This window comes from Streptomyces sp. NBC_00193 (assembly GCF_026342735.1).
GTDB lineage: Bacteria > Actinomycetota > Actinomycetes > Streptomycetales > Streptomycetaceae > Streptomyces > Streptomyces stoeckheimensis.
On the sequence record NZ_JAPEMM010000001.1, the window covers coordinates 1,854,266 to 1,871,670 of the forward strand.

Annotated in this window: 12 protein-coding genes; 3 read left to right on the top strand and 9 right to left on the bottom strand. The window is 73.0% G+C overall.

Annotated features, from left to right (window positions below; translation table 11 throughout):
• Positions 1 to 102 precede the first annotated feature (102 nt).
• Complete coding sequence (locus tag OG898_RS07770) at positions 103 to 1,509, top strand: PspC domain-containing protein (RefSeq protein WP_266955829.1); 1,407 nt, start codon at positions 103 to 105, stop codon at positions 1,507 to 1,509.
• Entirely contained in the window at positions 1,496 to 1,720 is a 225-nt protein-coding gene (locus OG898_RS07775; RefSeq protein WP_250744096.1) for a hypothetical protein, read from the top strand. The genes OG898_RS07770 and OG898_RS07775 overlap by 14 nt, the downstream gene beginning before the upstream one ends.
• On the opposite strand, the gene OG898_RS07780 is transcribed toward OG898_RS07775, so the two are convergent.
• The 4 genes from OG898_RS07780 to guaA all read right to left on the bottom strand — a co-directional run bounded on the left by OG898_RS07780 (position 1,666) and on the right by guaA (position 6,106).
• Positions 1,666 to 2,130, bottom strand: a complete 465-nt coding sequence (locus tag OG898_RS07780; RefSeq protein WP_250744136.1) for a DoxX family protein — start codon at positions 2,128 to 2,130, stop codon at positions 1,666 to 1,668. The genes OG898_RS07775 and OG898_RS07780 overlap by 55 nt on opposite strands.
• 84 nt (positions 2,131 to 2,214) lie before the next feature.
• A complete protein-coding gene (locus OG898_RS07785) occupies positions 2,215 to 3,471 on the bottom strand; it encodes a hypothetical protein (RefSeq protein WP_266955830.1) in 1,257 nt (418 codons plus the stop codon).
• Between the two features lie 102 nt (positions 3,472 to 3,573).
• Positions 3,574 to 4,392 carry a class II aldolase/adducin family protein gene (locus OG898_RS07790; protein WP_266955831.1) on the bottom strand — a complete coding sequence of 273 codons (819 nt, stop codon included), beginning with the start codon at positions 4,390 to 4,392 and terminating at the stop codon, positions 3,574 to 3,576.
• Between the two features lie 127 nt (positions 4,393 to 4,519).
• Positions 4,520 to 6,106, bottom strand: coding sequence for a glutamine-hydrolyzing GMP synthase (gene guaA / locus OG898_RS07795; RefSeq protein ID WP_250744099.1), 1,587 nt, complete (start codon positions 6,104 to 6,106; stop codon positions 4,520 to 4,522).
• Positions 6,107 to 6,402: 296 nt separating this feature from the next.
• Between guaA and OG898_RS07800 the strand changes: the two genes are divergently transcribed.
• Positions 6,403 to 6,660, top strand: coding sequence for a chorismate mutase (locus tag OG898_RS07800; RefSeq protein WP_250744100.1), 258 nt, complete (start codon positions 6,403 to 6,405; stop codon positions 6,658 to 6,660).
• 340 nt (positions 6,661 to 7,000) lie between these two features.
• Here OG898_RS07800 and OG898_RS07805 read toward each other — a convergent pair whose 3' ends face one another.
• The 5 genes from OG898_RS07805 to OG898_RS07825 form a co-directional block, all read right to left on the bottom strand.
• Positions 7,001 to 8,653, bottom strand: coding sequence for a peptidase (locus OG898_RS07805; RefSeq protein WP_266955834.1), 1,653 nt, complete (start codon positions 8,651 to 8,653; stop codon positions 7,001 to 7,003).
• A 169-nt stretch (positions 8,654 to 8,822) separates the two neighbouring features.
• The gene (locus OG898_RS07810; RefSeq protein ID WP_266955836.1) at positions 8,823 to 10,619 is read right to left on the bottom strand and encodes a GMC oxidoreductase; all 1,797 of its coding nucleotides are present in this window, start codon (positions 10,617 to 10,619) and stop codon (positions 8,823 to 8,825) included.
• A 37-nt stretch (positions 10,620 to 10,656) separates the two neighbouring features.
• Entirely contained in the window at positions 10,657 to 12,285 is a 1,629-nt protein-coding gene (locus tag OG898_RS07815) for a succinic semialdehyde dehydrogenase (protein WP_250744105.1), read from the bottom strand.
• A 179-nt stretch (positions 12,286 to 12,464) separates the two neighbouring features.
• Positions 12,465 to 14,165 carry a serine/threonine-protein kinase gene (locus OG898_RS07820; protein WP_266955838.1) on the bottom strand — a complete coding sequence of 567 codons (1,701 nt, stop codon included), beginning with the start codon at positions 14,163 to 14,165 and terminating at the stop codon, positions 12,465 to 12,467.
• A gap of 117 nt (positions 14,166 to 14,282) precedes the next feature.
• Positions 14,283 to 17,384, bottom strand: a complete 3,102-nt coding sequence (locus OG898_RS07825) for a protein kinase (protein ID WP_266955840.1) — start codon at positions 17,382 to 17,384, stop codon at positions 14,283 to 14,285.
• Positions 17,385 to 17,405: the final 21 nt, after the last annotated feature.

The following is a 17,405-nucleotide window of genomic DNA, read 5'->3' on the forward strand; positions in this document are numbered from 1 at the left end:
CGTGGCATCAGGGCAGCCCCCCAGTTCTCTCGGGGGGATATCAGGGTTGCGCCAGGGTAGATCCGGATGCCCGCGGCGACGGCGGACCGTCACCATGTACGCATGACCGAAGTACACGAATCCCCGCCGCCGGACGCAGGAGCCGGCTCGAGCGCGGCCGGCCCGGGCGCCGGCTCCGCCTCGCCGCTCGCCGAGCGCCCTCCTCTGCGCCGCGGCAAGCGCGACAAGGTGCTCGCGGGCGTGTGCAGCGGCCTGGGCCGGTACTTCGACCTCGACCCGGTGATATTCCGGATCGTCCTCGGCGTCCTCGCCGTCACCGGCGGCGTCGGTCTGATCTTCTACGGCTTCGCGTGGCTGCTGCTGCCCCAGGAGGGCGAGGAGGACAGCGAGGCGAAGAAGCTGCTGACCGGCCGGATCGAGGGCTCGACGCTGGCGGCGGTGTTCGCCGCGCTGGTGGGCTGCGCCCTGTTCCTGTCGATGCTGGACAACGGCGGGCTGGCGGTCTTCTCCGTCCTGGCCGTGCTGGCGCTGGGCGGCGCGGCGTACTGGTCGCAGCGGCGGCGGAGCGGGTCCGGCGGGCGGCTCCAGCCGGGAGAGGAGGAGCAGGCCGCCGCGGGCGCGGAGTTCGTGTACCCGGCGGCGACCCGCACCGGGCACCGCACCGTGCACAGTCCGGCGCCGCCGGAGACCCAGGCGCCGCCCGTGCCCGGCGGCCCGTCCTGGTGGCGGGATCCGCTGGTCAAGGACGGCACCACGGGGCCGGTCGGCTCGACGGGCTACCTGTGGGGTCCCGAGGACTCGGTGCCCGCCGGCCCCGGCGGCGGTCCGGCCGCGCCCGCGGCACCGGAGGACGCGCAGCAGGTCCGCAGGGAGCCGCGGGGCGGTATCGGCGGCCGGGTGTTCGTGCTGGCCCTGCTCGCCTGGGTCGTCGCCACCGCCTCGGTCTGGGAGGGCAGCACGCTGAGCCATGCCCTGCAGGTGGGCTTCGCCTCCGCCCTCGCCGTCTTCGGCCTCGGGCTCGCGGTGAGTTCGGTCAAGGGCCGCACCGGCTTCGGCACCGTCCTGCTCTCGGTGATCACCGCCGTGCTGCTGGCCGGGGCGGTGGCCCTGCCCAAGGAGATCGGCACCGCGTGGAAGGACGTCGTCTGGCGGCCGGCCGCCGTGGCCGACGTGGCGCCGTCCTACGAGGCGGGCACCGGGCTCGCCACCTTGGACCTCAGCCGCCTGGACGTGCCCAAGGGCACGACCGTGCTCGTCCGGGCCTCCATGGACGCGGGCCGGCTGCGGGTGATCCTCCCGAGGGAGGTCACCGCGGAGACGGAGGCGCTCATCAAGCTGGGCGACATCCAGATGCCCGGCGACACGAGCGAACACATACGCATCCAGAGCCGCGACGAGGTGCGGCGGGTGACCCTGCAGCCCTCCCCCGGCACCGAGGCCGGCGGCACGATCGAGTTGCACCTGAGCGCGGGTGTGGGACAGGTGGAGGTGGCCCGTGCGGCGTCATGAGTTCCAGCCGGGACGGCTGATCGCGGGACTGGTCCTGATGGCGGCCGGGGTGCTCTATCTCCTCGGCGCGGCGGGCCAGGCCGATCCGCCCTGGTTCTTCGTCCTCATGATGACTGCGGGCGGTCTCGCCTTCGCCGCCGTCGCCGGGCTGGTGACCTACGCCGTGCGCCGTGACCGGCGGGAGCGGATCAGCGAGTCCAGCGAGAGGTAGGGCGCCCCGGCGAGGACCAGCGGGGTCCAGGCCATCAGGTAGATCAGGTCGTTGCCGTAGTAGTAGGGGGTCACCGCCCAGGACACGGTGAGCCACAGGCTGAGCGAGATCAGGGCTCCGCCGACGGATGCGATCCGGGTCAGCAGTCCGGCCAGGACCCCCAGGCCGACCAGGAGTTCCCCGATGGCCAGGGCCACGGCGAAACCGACGGGCGCCTTCAGGGCCAGGTCCACCATGGCCGGGATCGCCGAGGTGTCGCGCACCCCGGCCATCAGCTCGCCGATGGAGCCGCTGCCGGTGGCGGAGAGGAAGGCGGAGTCGGTCAGCTTGTCCAGGCCTGCGTAGACGAAGGTCACGCCGAGGAAGATCCGCAGGGGCAGGAGCGCGTGGCGGGCGGCGGGCTCGCGCAGGGCGCGGGTGCCGCTCGGTCCGGTAGGAGCGTAAGGGGCGCCGGAGGGGACGTCAGTTCGGGTCACGCGCTATGTGTACCCGCTTCACTCCGCCACGTCGATGGTGCACCGGTTGGATTCCACCCCCGCGGCGGTGACGACCTGGATCTCGATCCGCCCCGGCTCCACTTCCGCCGGAATCGGCACGGTCAGCACGGCGTCGGACGGGTTGGTGAAGCCGCCCGCCACCGGGACCAGCGGTACGTGCACGTGGACCGCGCCGACTCGGACCACCAGCCGGGCCAGCATCTCCGGCGTCTGCGCCCCCGGCGGTACGAAGCCCACTCCGCGGATCTCGATGTCGTCCCCGGGGCGGATCGCCGCGTCCAGATCCCCGGGCTCGCGTCTGCGCACCACCGACAGGACCAGCGGGCGGCTGCCCTCGGCGTACTTCGCCGCCAGGTACACGGCCGCCGACAGCGCCACCAGCAGCGCGAGCGCCCACGGCAGCGCCGGCAGCCGGTCCGGGAACCGGGCCAGCGAGACCCCCGCGAAGCCCAGCACCACCGTGGAGACCAGCACGTACTGGGCGTCCGGGAAGGAGCCCCGGCCCGCGTCGTCCGTCAGCAGGTCCGCCCCGGACGGCCGGTCCGCGGGCAGCTTCTGCAACCGCTGCCCCATGATCCGTACGGAGACCACCCGGCGCACCAGCACCGCGACCCCCGAGGTCAGCCCGAGGACCGCCAGCAGCGGCAGCGCCCGGTCGAGCGCGAAACCCTCGTACAGCGCCTGGCGCTCGGGTCCCGGCGAGGAGGCCGCCAGCCGCAGCGCGGGCAGCAGCGTCGCGAAGGCGGTGAGCACCAGCCAGGCGCTCGGCACCGCCTTCGAGGTGGACAGCCGGTTGTCCTCCCCGACCAGCGGGGCCAGCAGGCCGCCCCGGAGCGTCTGCGCGCGGGCCGCCACCGTCAGCAGGGCGGCCAGCACGAGCGCGGCCAGCAGCCCGGCGGTGCGCGCCGTGGACCAGCCGGTGCCGAGCGCGGTGCCGACCTGGACCAGGAGCAGCACCCCCGCGGCGATCCACACGGCGAGGACGGCCCGCCGGGAGAACAGGTAGAGCCAGGAACTGCCCGCCTCCCGGCCCCGGTCGGCGACCGTCCGGGCGGACAGGGTCAGCTCGTCGGAGACCCACTGGCGGGAGGCTCCGAGGGAGTGGGCCACGGCGGCCGGAACCCCCTGCCCGGAGGCGAACTCGTCGCGCTTCGCCAGGAACGCTGCGACCGCCCGGCGGTGCCCCTCTCGTGTGCAGTCCTCGCAGGCACAGGCCGCGGTATGGGTGCTTCTGGACATCTCTTGGACAGCCACGAACGTGCCGCCTCTCTGAACTACGGTGCAATGCCAGCGAATTGTGCACCACTGCGGCAGTGTTCCGGATTGCGCACGATGTCAGAGCAGGTGATTAACCGTTCATGATGTTGACGGACCCGCTCCGGCGGTCTCCAGCAGCGGCTGGCAGTTGGCCCAGGCGGCGAGGTCCGACCCGAACCGCTCCCGGGTCGCGAGGGCGCTGTGGTGGCTGATGAGCACCGCTTTCCCGGCCGCCCGTGCGATCAGCTGCACCTGCGCGGCCCGCTCCGCCGCGATGAACCACCACGCGGCGGCCTCCACCGAGTCGCCGACCGTCAGCAGCCCGATGTTGCGCAGCACCAGCGCCTTGTAGGGGCCGAGCGCGCCCGCGATCCGCTCGGCGTCCCCGGTGCCCGCGCCCCCGCCGCCGAGGGCCCCGCCGCCCATGAACTCGTCGAGCAGCGCGTGGTCCTCGTAGAAGGCGCAGGCCTCCTGGGTGACGGGGGCGAGCAGTTCGCCGAGCGCGGCGAGCGCCCTGCCGTACGGGGCCTGCGTGCGGACGACGGCCACCACGGCGGGCCGGGCCCGGTGGACGGCCGCGTGCACGGCGAAGGCCAGCTGGTTGACCCTGCGCTCCCCCTGGCGGACCCGCCCCTCCCCGTCGACCAGCAGCAGGTCGTCGGGGCCGATCGCGCCGAAGGCCCGGCCGAAGGGGTTCACCCAGTAGCAGTCCTCGAACTCCGGGTCCCGGGCGCTGACGTGCCCGCCCACCCCGTCCTCGTACCCGAGCCTCCCCAGCAGCCGCAGCACCGCTGCGAGCCGCTCCTTGCGGTGCGCGCGCTCCTCCCCGGGGGTGGCGAACACCGGCGGCATCTCGAAGCCCAGCCGCTCCACGGGCACGGGTGCGGGTGCGGATGCGGGTACGAGTCGCTCGGTCATGGCCCCTCCTTCAAGGTCGCGGCGCAAAGTACCGGCGACCGGCCGAAGAGGCCATACACGCGGCGAGGCCGCCGCTCCCCGGGCGGGAGCGGCGGCCTCGTCACTTACGGCAGGGCGAGCGGGAGGCTTACTCCCACTCGATGGTGCCCGGGGGCTTGCTCGTGCAGTCCAGGACGACGCGGTTGACGTCCGGCACCTCGTTGGTGATGCGGGTGGAGATCCGCGCGAGCACCTCGTACGGCATGCGCGTCCAGTCCGCGGTCATCGCGTCCTCGGAGGAGACGGGGCGCAGCACGATCGGGTGGCCGTACGTACGGCCGTCACCCTGGACGCCGACGCTGCGGACATCGGCCAGCAGGACGACCGGGCACTGCCAGATCTCGCGGTCCAGGCCGGCCGCCGTGAGCTCGTGGCGGGCGATGGCGTCGGCCTCGCGGAGCAGGTCCAGGCGCTCCTTGGTGACCTCGCCGACGATGCGGATGCCGAGGCCGGGGCCGGGGAACGGCTGGCGCTGGACGATCTCGGCGGGCAGGCCGAGCTCCTGGCCGACCATCCGGACCTCGTCCTTGAACAGCTGGCGCAGCGGCTCGACGAGCTCGAACTCGATGTCCTCGGGGAGCCCGCCCACGTTGTGGTGGGACTTGATGTTGGCGGTGCCGGTGCCGCCGCCGGACTCGACGACGTCCGGGTACAGGGTGCCCTGGACCAGGAAGGCCACCGCCGGGCCGTCCTCCTGGAGGATCTCCAGCTGGGCCTGCTCGAAGACGCGGATGAACTCGCGGCCGATGATCTTGCGCTTGGTCTCCGGGTCGGAGACGCCGGCCAGCGCGTTCAGGAAGCGCTCCTGCGCGTCGACGACCTTCAGCTGCACGCCGGTGGCGGCGACGAAGTCCTTCTCGACCTGCTCGGTCTCGCCCTTGCGCATCAGACCGTGGTCCACGTACACGCAGGTGAGCTGCGAGCCGATGGCCTTCTGCACGAGGGCCGCGGCGACCGCGGAGTCCACGCCGCCGGACAGGCCGCAGATGGCGCGCTTGTCGCCGACCTGCTCGCGGATGAGGGCGACCTGCTCCTCGACGATGTTGCCGGGGGTCCAGGTGGGCTGCAGGCCCGCACCGCGGTAGAGGAAGTGCTCCAGGATCTGCTGGCCGTGCGTGGAGTGCATCACCTCGGGGTGGTACTGCACGCCGTAGAGCTTCTTCTCGTCGTTCTCGAAGGCCGCGACCGGGACGACGTCGGTCGACGCGGTGACGGTGAAGCCCTCGGGAGCGGCGGAGCAGGCGTCGCCGTGGGACATCCACACCGACTGGTTCTCGGGGGTGCCCTCGAACAGGGTGGATCCGGCCTTGGAGACGGCCAGCGGGGTGCGGCCGTACTCGCGCGAGCCGGTGTTGTCGACGGTGCCGCCGAGGGTGACCGCCATGAGCTGGAAGCCGTAGCACATGCCGAAGACGGGGACGCCGGCCTCGAAGATCGCACCGTCGAGCTGGGGTGCGCCCTCCTCGTACACGGAGGACGGGCCGCCGGACAGGATGATCGCCTTCGGGTTCTTGGCGAGCATCTCGGCCACGGGCATCGTGCTGGGCACGACCTCGGAGTAGACCCGTGCCTCGCGGACGCGGCGGGCGATCAGCTGCGCGTACTGGGCGCCGAAGTCGACGACGAGAACCGTGTCCGGGGCGCTGTCGTGGGTGGCGAAGGTGGCTTCTGGCACGGGGCAGGCCTTCCGGCGGAAGAGGGGGTTGTTTTGTCGATTCTAACGGGGGACGGATACCCCTCTTCGTCTCACCGTCCGAACCGGCTTGGCACGGAGCGGGACAGAGGGTCATAATCCCTCCATGCGCAAGCAGCTGAGCTTCCTCTTTACCTATGGCACCGGCCGGTCCGGTCGCCATGGGTCATCGTGATGCTCGCTTGAGCCACTGACTTCCCAGAGCGCCCCGGTCCGACAGGACCGGGGCGCTCTGGCGTTTCCCGCTCCGGTCGGACCCCCACCGACAGGAGAACCCCATGTCCGTCACCACCCCCGAGCAGCTCATCGCCGACTCCCGCGAGCGGATCGACGCCATCGACGACCGGATCATCGGCCTGATCCAGGAGCGGATGGCCGTCTCGACCGTCATCCAGGACGCCCGGATCGGCTCGGGCGGGCGCCGGGTGCACCTGTCCCGGGAGATGGAGGTCCTGAGCCACTGGAGCGACGCCCTCGGCAAGCCCGGCACCACGCTCGCGATGACCTTGCTGGAGCTGTGCCGCGGCCGGGCCTGAGGCCCGTGGCGATGTCCGTGACGGTGCCCTTGGCGCTGTCCGTGGAGGCACCCATGGCGATGCCCGTGGCGGTGCCCGCGTCGCTGTTCGTCACCCGTCCGGACCGTGACCGCCCCCACGGCCCTTCGTTGATGCGGATGACCGTGCCAGCCAGGTGCGGGACCGCAGCACCACGCGTGGCTCCGCTGGAGCGATGAGACGCACCCCCTGCCGGGCGTGCGTCGTGGGACCTCGCTCCTTCATGTGACCGGACGGCAGGGGACAGCAGCCCGGTCACCACACAAAGGACGGCCGGCCCGGGGGACGCCCCGGACCGGCCGTTCTTCTGCTGTTCTCCTGCTTACGCGCGGCCGGTGGCCCGCCGGCGGAAGGCCAGGAACACCGCGCCACCGGCGGCGACGAGCGCCACACCGGCGATCAGCACCGGCCCGGTCGCGGCGCCGGTCTCGGCGAGGCCGCCGTTCGGCGTCTTGCCGTTGCCCGTACCGGCACCCGGGCTCGGAGTGGTGCTCGCACCCGGCGTGGCCGACGGGCTCGTGGAAGCCGTCGGCGCCGGGCCGGGGGTGGTCGGGGCCGGCGTGGGCGTGACCTGCTTGCCGTTGATCACGAAGGCGGCCTTGTTGTTGGCGTGGTTCGGGTCCCAGCTCGCCGGCCTGGTGCCGTTCGGGGCCCAGCCGCCGACCGTGACGGAGCCGGTGGCGTCCGCGATCACCTTCTCGATCTTCAGCTCGAACGGGAAGGCGAAGTTCTCCTTCTCCCCGATGACGTGCGAGGTCGGGCAGAAGTAGCGCGGGGCACCCAACTGCTCCTCGCGGTAGTCCCCCGAGGCCGTGGCGGCCCTGCAGAACTCCGGCACCTTGGTGACCTTCGCGCCGGCCGGGATCACGATGTCCGCCATGGCCACGTCCTCGCCGGACCGGAGGTGGGCGATCCACGCCGGGCCTTCGTTGCGGAAGCCGATCCCGGCCTTGACCGTCTCGCCCGCCTTGCCCTTCAGGGAGGTGGGGGTGGCCACCAGGTCTGCGGTGTTCTTCACCGAGAAGTCGAACTCGTGCTGGTTGTTCCACGGGTCCAGGTCCGCCGTGCGCGGTGCGGCCTTGGCCGAGCGCGCCGTGAGGCCCAGCTTCTTGCCCGTGCGGGGCGTGCTGAGCTTCTGCGTGGACTTCGGCTGGGAGCCGGCCTCGTGCACCCCGTAGATCAGGCCCTCGATGAAGGCGTGCGGAGCGGCCTTGAGGGTCAGCGCGCCGGCGATCTCCCAGACCTCGCCGGGCTTGATCTCGTTGTCGAAGGTGCAGACCGTCGTGCCCCAGCCCACGTTCCAGGGCTGGCTCTCGCTGTCGTCCTCGCTGTAGGCGCAGTTGTCGTACTGCTCGACCAGGCCCATGCCGTGCGTGGTGCCCAGTTCCAGCGCCACGCCCTTGACGGACTCGGTACCCGTGTTGCCGAAGACGATCGGGAGCGGCTGGGTCTCGCCCGGAGTCAGCTTCGCCTTGAGATCGGCCTTCTCCATGACCAGGTCGGGGCCGCCGACCTTGACCTTGGTGGTGGCGGGCTTGAAGGTGGCGCCCTCCGCAGAGCCGGTCATCGTCAGGTCGACGACCGTCCCGAGCTTGCTGCCCTCGGCTGCGGCGAGGTCGAGGGACACCACCGGGGTTCCGTGCCAGATCCCCCAGTCCTTGCAGGTGACCGTCGTCGCGACGAGCTTGCAGTCGGCGAACTGCTCCTTCGGGAGCGTCACGTCGACGATGCCCTTGAGAGCGCTCAGGTCGATCGTGTAGGTGCTCTGGTTGCCGAAGGGCTCGTCGGCCTCGCTCTCGACACGGAAGTCGACCGTGCTCGTCCGCGGCTTGCCGCTCTGCCCCGGGTGCGGGAACAGGCCGATCTCCGCCGGGCTGGTGAGCGTGAACACCGGATCCGCGGCGTTCGCTGGGGCGGCGGCCAGACCGACGGCCACCAGGCCGGCTGCCGCCAGCAGGGAGATGCGCTTTCTCATGCCGGTCCTGACCCGCGAGGGCCCTCTCTGGTTGTGCCACTCATGCTGTGACGGACGCCACACCTCCGCCATCGGATTTCCCTACAACCATCCGGGGCGAGCAGATGTCTTGCATGTAGTTCGGCGGGTACCGCACTCGGAGGGGGAGTGCGGTACCCGCCGAAGTCGTTCATTCGGTGGGTACCGCCGAGCGCGGCGGAACCTCCGGTACCGCCAGGAACGGCAGGCGCAGCGCCCCGAAGGCCTCCTTCGGCACCGCCGGGCTGACCGGTTCCACGGCCGTCAGGCGGGTGTAGGCCGCCCCCTGCTCCGGGCGCGGATCGCGCTCGCCGTTGTTCGGCCAGTAGGACATCGCCCGTTCCGCCTGCGCGGTGATCGTCAGCGACGGGTTGACCCCGAGGTTCGCGGAGACCGCCGAACCGTCCACCACCGAGATGCCCGGGTGCCCGTAGAGCCGGTGGTACGGGTCGACCACGCCCTCCTCGGGCGAGGCGCCGATCGGGCAGCCGCCGAGGAAGTGCGCCGTCAGCGGGGTGCCCATCAGCTCGCCGATGTTGCTGCCCGGGAATCCGTTGATCTCCTCGGCCAGCAGCGTCGCCGCCCGCGTGGCCTCGGCGATCTGCACGGGGTTGGGCGCTCCGTGGCCCTGCCGGGCCGTGAGCAGGCCCTTCCCTATGCCGCCGGGCTTGCGGTAGGTGGTCAGGGAGTTGTCCAGGGACTGCATGACCAGGCCGATGATGGTCCGCTCCGACCAGCGCCGGTTGGACAGGGACCGCAGCAGCTGCACCGGGTGCCGGGCGGTGCGCCCGAACCAGGCGCGGACCCGGTGGGTGGAGTAGGGCACCTGGAGGATCGTCATGAACCCCATGGCGTTGGAGCCCTTGCCGTAGCGCACCGGCTCGATGTGCGTGTCGGCGTCGGGGTGCACCGAGGAGGTGATGGCCACGCCCCGCGTGAAGTCGGCCCGCTTGTCCTTGCCGTGCCGCTTGCGGTAGCGCCGGTCATCCGTCTGCGCGCCTACGAGGCCTTCGGAGTTGGTCCGGGTCAGATCGCCGAGCCGGTCCGAGAGGCGGGGCAGCTCGCCGAGGTCCTTCATGGTGTGCAGGAGCGTCTGGGTCCCGTACGTGCCCGCCGCGACGACCACGTAGCGGGCGCGCAGCACCTTGGCAGCGCCCTTGGCGCTCTTGCGTCGCTGGTCGGTGGGGACGGTGCGGACGCGGTAGCCGCCGTCGGGGTGCTCGGAGAGGGCGGTGACCGTGGTCATGGGGTGGATGACGGCGCCGGCCCGCTCCGCGAGGTGCAGGTAGTTCTCGCCCAGGGTGTTCTTCGCGCCGTGCCGGCAGCCGGTCATGCACTCCCCGCACTCGGTGCAGGCCTTGCGGGCGGGGCCGGCGCCGCCGAAGTACGGGTCGGCGACCTCCTCGCCGGGGCGGACCTTGGCCTGGCCCTCGGCATCGTCGCCGTCCCCGAAGAAGACGCCGACCGGGGCCATGTGGAAGGAGTCCGCGACGCCCATCTTGGCGGCGGCCGCCTTGAGGTGGACGTCGGAGGGGGTCGTCGTCGGGTTGAGCCGGACCCCCAGCATCCGCTTGGCCTGGTCGTAGTAGGGGGCGAGCTCGTCGTGCCAGTCCGTGATGGACGCCCACTGCCGGTCCTCGAAGAAGGCGGTGGGGGGCACGTAGAGGGTGTTGGCGTAGTTGAGGGAGCCGCCGCCGACCCCGGCGCCCGCGAGGACCATCACGTTGCCGAGGAGGTGGATGCGCTGGATCCCGTACAGGCCGAGGGCCGGGGCCCACAGGTAGTTGCGCAGGTCCCAGCTGTTCTTCGGCAGGCTCTCGCGGGTGAACCGGCGTCCTGCCTCCAGGACGCCGACCCGGTACCCCTTCTCGGAGAGCCGCAGCGCCGAGACCGACCCTCCGAAACCCGATCCGATGACGATGACGTCGTAGTCGTAGTCGTACGACACTGCGGTGCCTCCAAACGGAACGGACGGGCGGAACGGACTAGCGGAGTCGGAACGCCTTCATGACCTGGAGGCTGCGGGTCATGAACGCCGCGTACTTCTCGTCGTCCATCCCGAACGAGGGTGCCATCGGCAGCAGCCGCTGGTGGGCGACGGTCTGGGCCTCGGTGTACTTGAGGATGCCCTCGGAGCCGTGGCGGCGGCCGAGGCCGGATTCCTTCATGCCGCCCATGGGCGCCTGGGCGGAGCCGTAGGCCGGGGCGTAGCCCTCGTTGATGTTGACGGTGCCGGTGCGCAGGCGGGCCGAGACGGCGTGGCCGCGGCGGGCGTCCTTCGTCCACACGCTGGAGTTCAGGCCGTAGGAGGTGCCGTTGGCCTCTTCGATGACCTCGTCCTCGTCGGTGAAGCGGTAGATGGAGACGACCGGACCGAAGGTCTCCTCCCCGCACACCGCCATGGCGGCCTCGACGCCGTCGAGGATGGTCGGCTCGTAGAAGAGCGGGCCGATGTCGGGGCGGGCGACGCCGCCGGTGACGAGGGTGGCGCCCTTGGCCACGGCGTCGTCCACGTGCCGCTGTACGGCCTCCAGCTGGCGTTCGCCGGCCAGGGAGCCCATGTCCGCGCCGTAGGCGAGGGAGGAGCCGAGGCGCATGGCCTTGGTCCGGGCGGCGAACCGGGCGACGAACTCGTCGGCGATCGAGGCGTGCACGTACAGCCGCTCGATGGAGATGCAGAGCTGGCCCGCGGAGGAGAAGCAGGCGCGGACGGCGCCGGCGGCGGCCTTCTCCACGTCGGCGTCGCGCAGGACGAGCATGGCGTTCTTGCCGCCCAGTTCGAGGGAGGCGCCGACCAGGCGGGCGGCCGCACCCTGGGCGACCTCGCGGCCGGTACGCGTGGAACCGGTGAACGAAACGTAGTCGGCGTGCCGGACCACCTCGGGGCCGACGACCGGGCCCTCGCCGAGGACGATCTGGAACACCTCGGCCGGCAGGCCCGCCTCGATCATCAGGTCGCGGGCCCACAGGGCGGTGAGCGCGGTCTCCGTGTCGGGCTTCATCACGACGGCGTTGCCCGCGACGAAGGCGGGCAGGGCGTCGCCGATGGAGAGTTCGAGGGGGTAGTTCCAGGGGGCGATCTGGCCGATGACCCCGCGCGGCTGGCGCAGCTCGGTGACCTTGGTGAGGGTGGGCATCGCGCCCGTGTGGCCCTTGGGGCGCAGGTACGAGGGCGCCTTGCGGCCGTAGTGCCGGGCCGCGATGGAGACGGCCTGGACCTCCTCGTGGGCGTGCAGCCGGGCCTTGCCGGTCTCCAGCTGGATCAGGTCGAGCACCTCGGCCTGCCGGGAGAGGACCAGGTCGTGGAAGCGCAGCAGTACGGCGGCCCGCGCGCGGACGGGCACGGCGGCCCAGGCGGGCTGCGCGGCGCGGGCGGCGGCGAAGGCCTCCGCCACGTCCTCGGGGGTGGCTTCGGGGAGCTCCGCGAGCCGGTCCCCGGTGAAGGGGCTGTGGTTGGCGGTGCGGCCGGAGCCGGCCACTCCGCGGGTCAGCCGGGCGACCAGTTCGGGGGTCACCACGTCGGCGGCGCTCCGGGCGCCGGCCGGGGCGGGGGCGACCGGGTTGGTGGGCTGCGGGGCGCTGCGGAGGGGGGCCGGGGCCTGCGTGTCCGTCATGGCCGTGAGCGTATTGCGCCGGGGGGTGCTTTGGGTACCCGCCGGTAACCGGATTTTGCCATTTCTGCCAGTGATCGCTGGCAGGATGGCGAAATCCGGGCACGGGAACGCCTTCGGCCGCCCCGGCGGGGCGGGGCGGGGCAGGAGGTGGCGGGGCGGGGTCCCAGCGGGCCGCGCTCTCAGCGGGGCGGGGCCGGCTCCCAGCCGCTGAGCACCACGTCGAACTGATCCCGGGTCGTGTCCCAGTCCGAGACCGGACCCGACATGTACACCGCGTACTCGGTGCCGTCCGGTGCGTAGTACATCTGCTCGATGGCCTTCCGGGGCCCGGTGAACGCCCCGCTCTTCTCCGTCCAGACGAACTCCCACAGGGCGGCCTTGACCTGCCCCCGGAAGGTGTTCGGGTGAAGGGTCAGTTGCCTGTAGTCGGAGCGCTTCTGGACCTGCTTCTCCAGGTCCAGCAGGTGCGCGTACGGATCCTTGAAGGTCGGCTTGGGGTCCATCGCGATCCGGATGAAGTGCTTGCCGCCGTCCCCGGTGTAGTCGATCTGTGACCCGTCCTCCCGGCGCTTCCAGCCGTCCGGGACGAAGAGGGTGAAGCCCTCCTTGTCGACCACCTTGCTCCAGCCCGCCGGCGGAGCCTTCACCGACTTCCCCTTGGCATCCCCGGCACCGGCCGACACGTCCGGCGAACCGGCCGTCCGGCCCGGGATCCCGCCGTCCGTGGCCGAGTCGCTGGTGTACTTCAGGATCCCGAACACCCCGCCGCCGCCGAGCAGCGCCGCCACCACGGCGACGACCGCAGCACGCCTGATCCGGCCGGGGGCCCCGGTGTCCCCGCGGCCCGGCCCGCCCGGCCCGGCCTCGGACCGGGCGGCGAGCGTCGGCTCCGGCCCCGGCTCCGGGGCCCGGCCCTGCTCCGGCCCCTGGCCCTGGCCCTGCTCCGTTTCACCGGCCGGCTCGGTCGTGTCCGCCGGCTCGTTCCGGGCGGCGCCCAGCTCCTCGGAGCCCATCGCGCGCGTGGGGACGTACGCCTGCGCCGCCTTCGGCTCCCGGCCCTCCATCGCCTGCAGGAACATCTGCTCGGCCTCGTCGGCCGACGGCCGCTTCGCCGGGTCCTTGCGCAGCAGCGCCGTGATGACCGGGGCCAGCGCGCCCGCGTGGGTCGGGGCGGGCGGCTCCTCGTTCACCACGGCCTGGAGGCTGGAGATGGGCGAGGTGCGGCGGAAGGGCGAGCGGGCCTCGACGGCCGTGTACAGCGTCGCGCCGAGCGACCACAGGTCGGAGGCCGGGTCGGGGGACCCGCCGGTGACCCGTTCGGGGGCCAGGTAGTCGATGGAGCCGATCAGCTCCCCGGTGCGCGTGATGGAGGAGTCGCCCTCGATCGCGGCGATGCCGAAGTCGGCGAGCATCACCCGCCCGTCCTTGGCGAGCATCACGTTGCCCGGTTTCACGTCCCGGTGCAGGACGCCGACCGCGTGCGCGGCGCGCAGCGCACCGAGCACGTGCAGCCCGATCCGGGCCGCCTCGCGGGGTTCGATCCGGCCGGCCGTCTTCGCCGCGTCCGCGAGGGAGGGACCGTCGATGTACTCCATGACGATCCAGGGCCGGTCGTCGTGTTCCAGTACGTCGTGGACCGTGACGACCGCCGGATGCTGGATCCGGGCCGCGGCCCGGGCCTCCTTCTGCGTCCGGGCGTGCAGGACGTCCCGATCGGCCTGGGCGACGTACAGGCCCGCCGTCAGTTCCTTGACGGCGACCGTCCTGTGCAGCAGCTCATCGTGCGCGCGCCACACCTTGCCCATGCCGCCCCTGCCGATGGGCTCCACGAGCCGGTACCGGCCCGCGAGCACCGCACCCGCACCTGTCTGCTGTTCCACGAATCCCCGCCGCCGCTCTGTGCACTTCCGGTCAGACTACGGAGATCCCGGGCGACGGCGGAACCACTCGGCCGCGGTTGGGCCGCACTGTGACGCAATCGCCGTACTGATACCGCGTCAGCCGCCGCTCTTGTAGCTGGCCGTCGCCTGCTCGAAGGTTTCGGTGACCTTGCCCTCCTGATCCTGCGGTCCGGTGACCATGACCACGTGGTAGGAACCTCCGAGCGCGACGACGAAGTTGCGGGCCACCACGGACCGGCCGTTGCCGTCGATCCAGGTGTACCGGCCGGTGACGCGGAGCTGGTTGCCGACCTTGGTGGACTTGATGTCGCTGACGCTCGACCAGGTGGAGGAGCGGTACGGAGCCAGCTCGGGCTCCTTGTCCTTCTGGTAGGTGGCCGGGTCGGGGTTGCCCTCGACCTTCTCCCGGCCGGGGACGACGGTCAGCACGAAGTCCCCCTCCGTGTAGCGGACCTGACCGGACTCGTTCATTCCGCGGCGCTCCCAGCCGTTCGGAACGTTGATCGAGAAGTGCTCGGCGTCCTGCTGGGCCGTGTACCCGGACGGAGCGGGGGCATTGGTCTGCGGAGCGGGCTTGGACTCGGGCGGGTTCGCGGAGGGGCTCGGAGCCTGGCCGGACCCGCTCGGCTTCGGACTCGGCTTGGGGCTCTGGCCCGGGCTCTGCGACGGGGACGCGGCGGGCGGCTTCATGCCGGCGGCCTTCTGCCCGCCCTGCGGGTCGGCGGAGCGGGGCATGAAGAACAGGGCGTAGGCCACGGCTCCCGAGAGCAGGACGAGGATCCCGAGTAACAGGGAACGCCCCAGCGAGCGCGGCTTGCGGGGGTGTTCGGCGCTGCGGTGCCGGCCGTGCAGGTCGGCCCGCCGCCGTACGACGGGCAGCCTGGTCGGATCCTCCACCACCGGCGGCAGCATCGCGAAGCCGCCGTCGGGCTCCGGAGCGGACCGCACGAGGGAGCGCAGCCAGCCGCGGAGCTCCTCGAAGTCGGGGCGCTCGGTCGGGTCCTGGCGCAGCAGGGACTCCACGACCGGGCGCAGCGGGCCGCACTCCTCGGCGAAGGCGGGGGGCTCGGCGCAGACCATCTCCACGAGCTCGGCGACACTGTCCTCGGGGTACGGGGCATGCCCCTGTACGGCGCGGTACAGGAGCGCGCCGAGCCCCCACAGGTCGGTGGCCGGCCCGACCGGCGCGGCCAACTGCCACGGCCCGTGCACGGCCTGCGCCTGCTCGGGAGCCCACCGCTCGGTGACGGCCCCGACCACGGCCATCCGCGTCTGCCGGGCCCGCTCCGCATCGAGCCCGCTCCGCGGCCCGCTCCCCCACCCGGCGGCGCCACCGGCACCCGCCGCCCCGCGCCCCCCGGCCCCGGCGGCTGCCGGGTACCGAGCGGCACCCTGCGGATCGCCCTGCGCGACGGCCTGGCCGTAACCGCCGGCCCCGGGCGCCGCCACGTATCCGGCGGCGCTCTGCGGTCCGGCCTGCCCGGTGCCTGCCGGGTCCGGGCGGCCCGGTCCGAGCTGGGGCTGCCCGTCGTATCCGGCGCCGTCCCGCGCGGCCGGCCGGCCGAAGCCCGCCTGATCCTGCTCCGGGTGGCCCGGTCCCGGCGAAGGCTGCCCGGGGATCCTGCCGTCGCCGTCGGCCCGGCCGCCGGGGGTGTCCGCCTGCTGGTAGCCCTGGGGAAGGGCCAGTTGCGCCGGCAGCGCGGTACGGGACGGCGGCTCCGCTTCGGCCGGGGGCAGGGCCTGGCGGCGCGGAGTGGCGCCGTGCCAGGTCGCGCCGCTGTCCGGGCCGCCGTACGGGTACGAGTACCCCTGCGGCAGCTTCGACCCCTCGGGCCTCGGCTCCGCTGCCGGCTCCGGCGCCGGCTCCGAACCGGCCCTGCGCTGCTCGGTGATGCGCGCGGCGGCCTGGGCCCCGGCCCGGTACGCCGCGATGGCCCCGGCCCGCGCAGCGGCCTTCAGATCGGGCCGCTCCCCGGCACCGCCCGGGGTCCCGGCGGCGCCGGAGGCAGCGGGCGCACCAGGAGTACGGGAAGCAGCAGGGGCACCGGCCGCACCAGGGGTACCGGGAGTACCAGGAAGGGCAGGGGCACCGGGAGTACCGGATGCATCGGGACCGTTCGCGGTCCCGGGGCTTATGTGGTCCCGGTAGCGCGGCCCGGTGTCGTACCCCGGGGCCACGAGCGGCGCGTACTGCGCCGTGTTCCCGCCCTCCTGGACGGCCTGACCCGCGCCGGCCCCGCCGTCTCGCCCGGACCGCTCCGCGGACCCGCCCCCGTGCCGGCCGTCGTGCAGGTCGTCGTACCGGCCTCCGGGCTCTCCGCCCTGCTGCCCGCCGACCGGCCCCGCGCCGGGCCCGGCCCCCTGACCGGCCTGCTGCCCGTACCTGGTATCCACCGCCGGCCCGCCCCAGGACCCGCCGTGCCCCGCGCCCGCCCCGGGCCCGCCCGGGGAGCCGCCTCCGTACCCCGCGCCCGCCGCCGGCCCGGCCGAAGCGTCACGGCCGTACCCGTCCGCGTACCCGCCGCGCGGCTCGGGCCGACCCGCCACGAACCCCGGGCCATCACCCGCCTCACCACCCGGCCAGGGAACCGCGGAGCGGTCCGTACCGTCCCGCGGGGGAACCGGGTCGTACCCGCACAGGGCGTCCTCCGCGGCTCCCGCCGCCAGCCCCGTCAGGACGACCCGCCCGTCCTCGCAGATCAGTACCGTCCGCATGGTGATGTTCCGGTGCGTCCACCCGTGCGCGTGCAGCACCCGCAGAGCGGTCAGCACGTCCGCCGCCACCTCCGCCGCCCGGTACGGGCTCAGCGGTTCGTCGGCGATCAGCGCCGCCAGCGGCCTGGCCGGGACGAGTTCGCTCACTATCCAGAGCGACCCGCCCTCCGCGAACACGTCGAAGACCTGGTCCAGCCGCGGATGGTCCGGTACGGACGCCGCCGCCTGGGCGGCCTCGATCGCCCTGCGCACGGCGGGCAGTTCACCGTGCGGGAGCCGCCGGCCCCCGGCGGCGGGCGGGCCTCCCCGCGTGCCGTCCAGCAGCTCCGCGTCGACGACCTCCGGCAACGGCACCTGCCGTACGAGGACTTCCTGACCGCTGCGCGTGTCGAAGGCCCGGGTCTCGATCAGTTCGTAGGCGTCGGACGGCGGCAACGGCAGACGGTAGCGCTCGGCCAGGATCCGGCCCGCGTAGTCCTCCACATCGCCTCCCCCGAGAGCTGC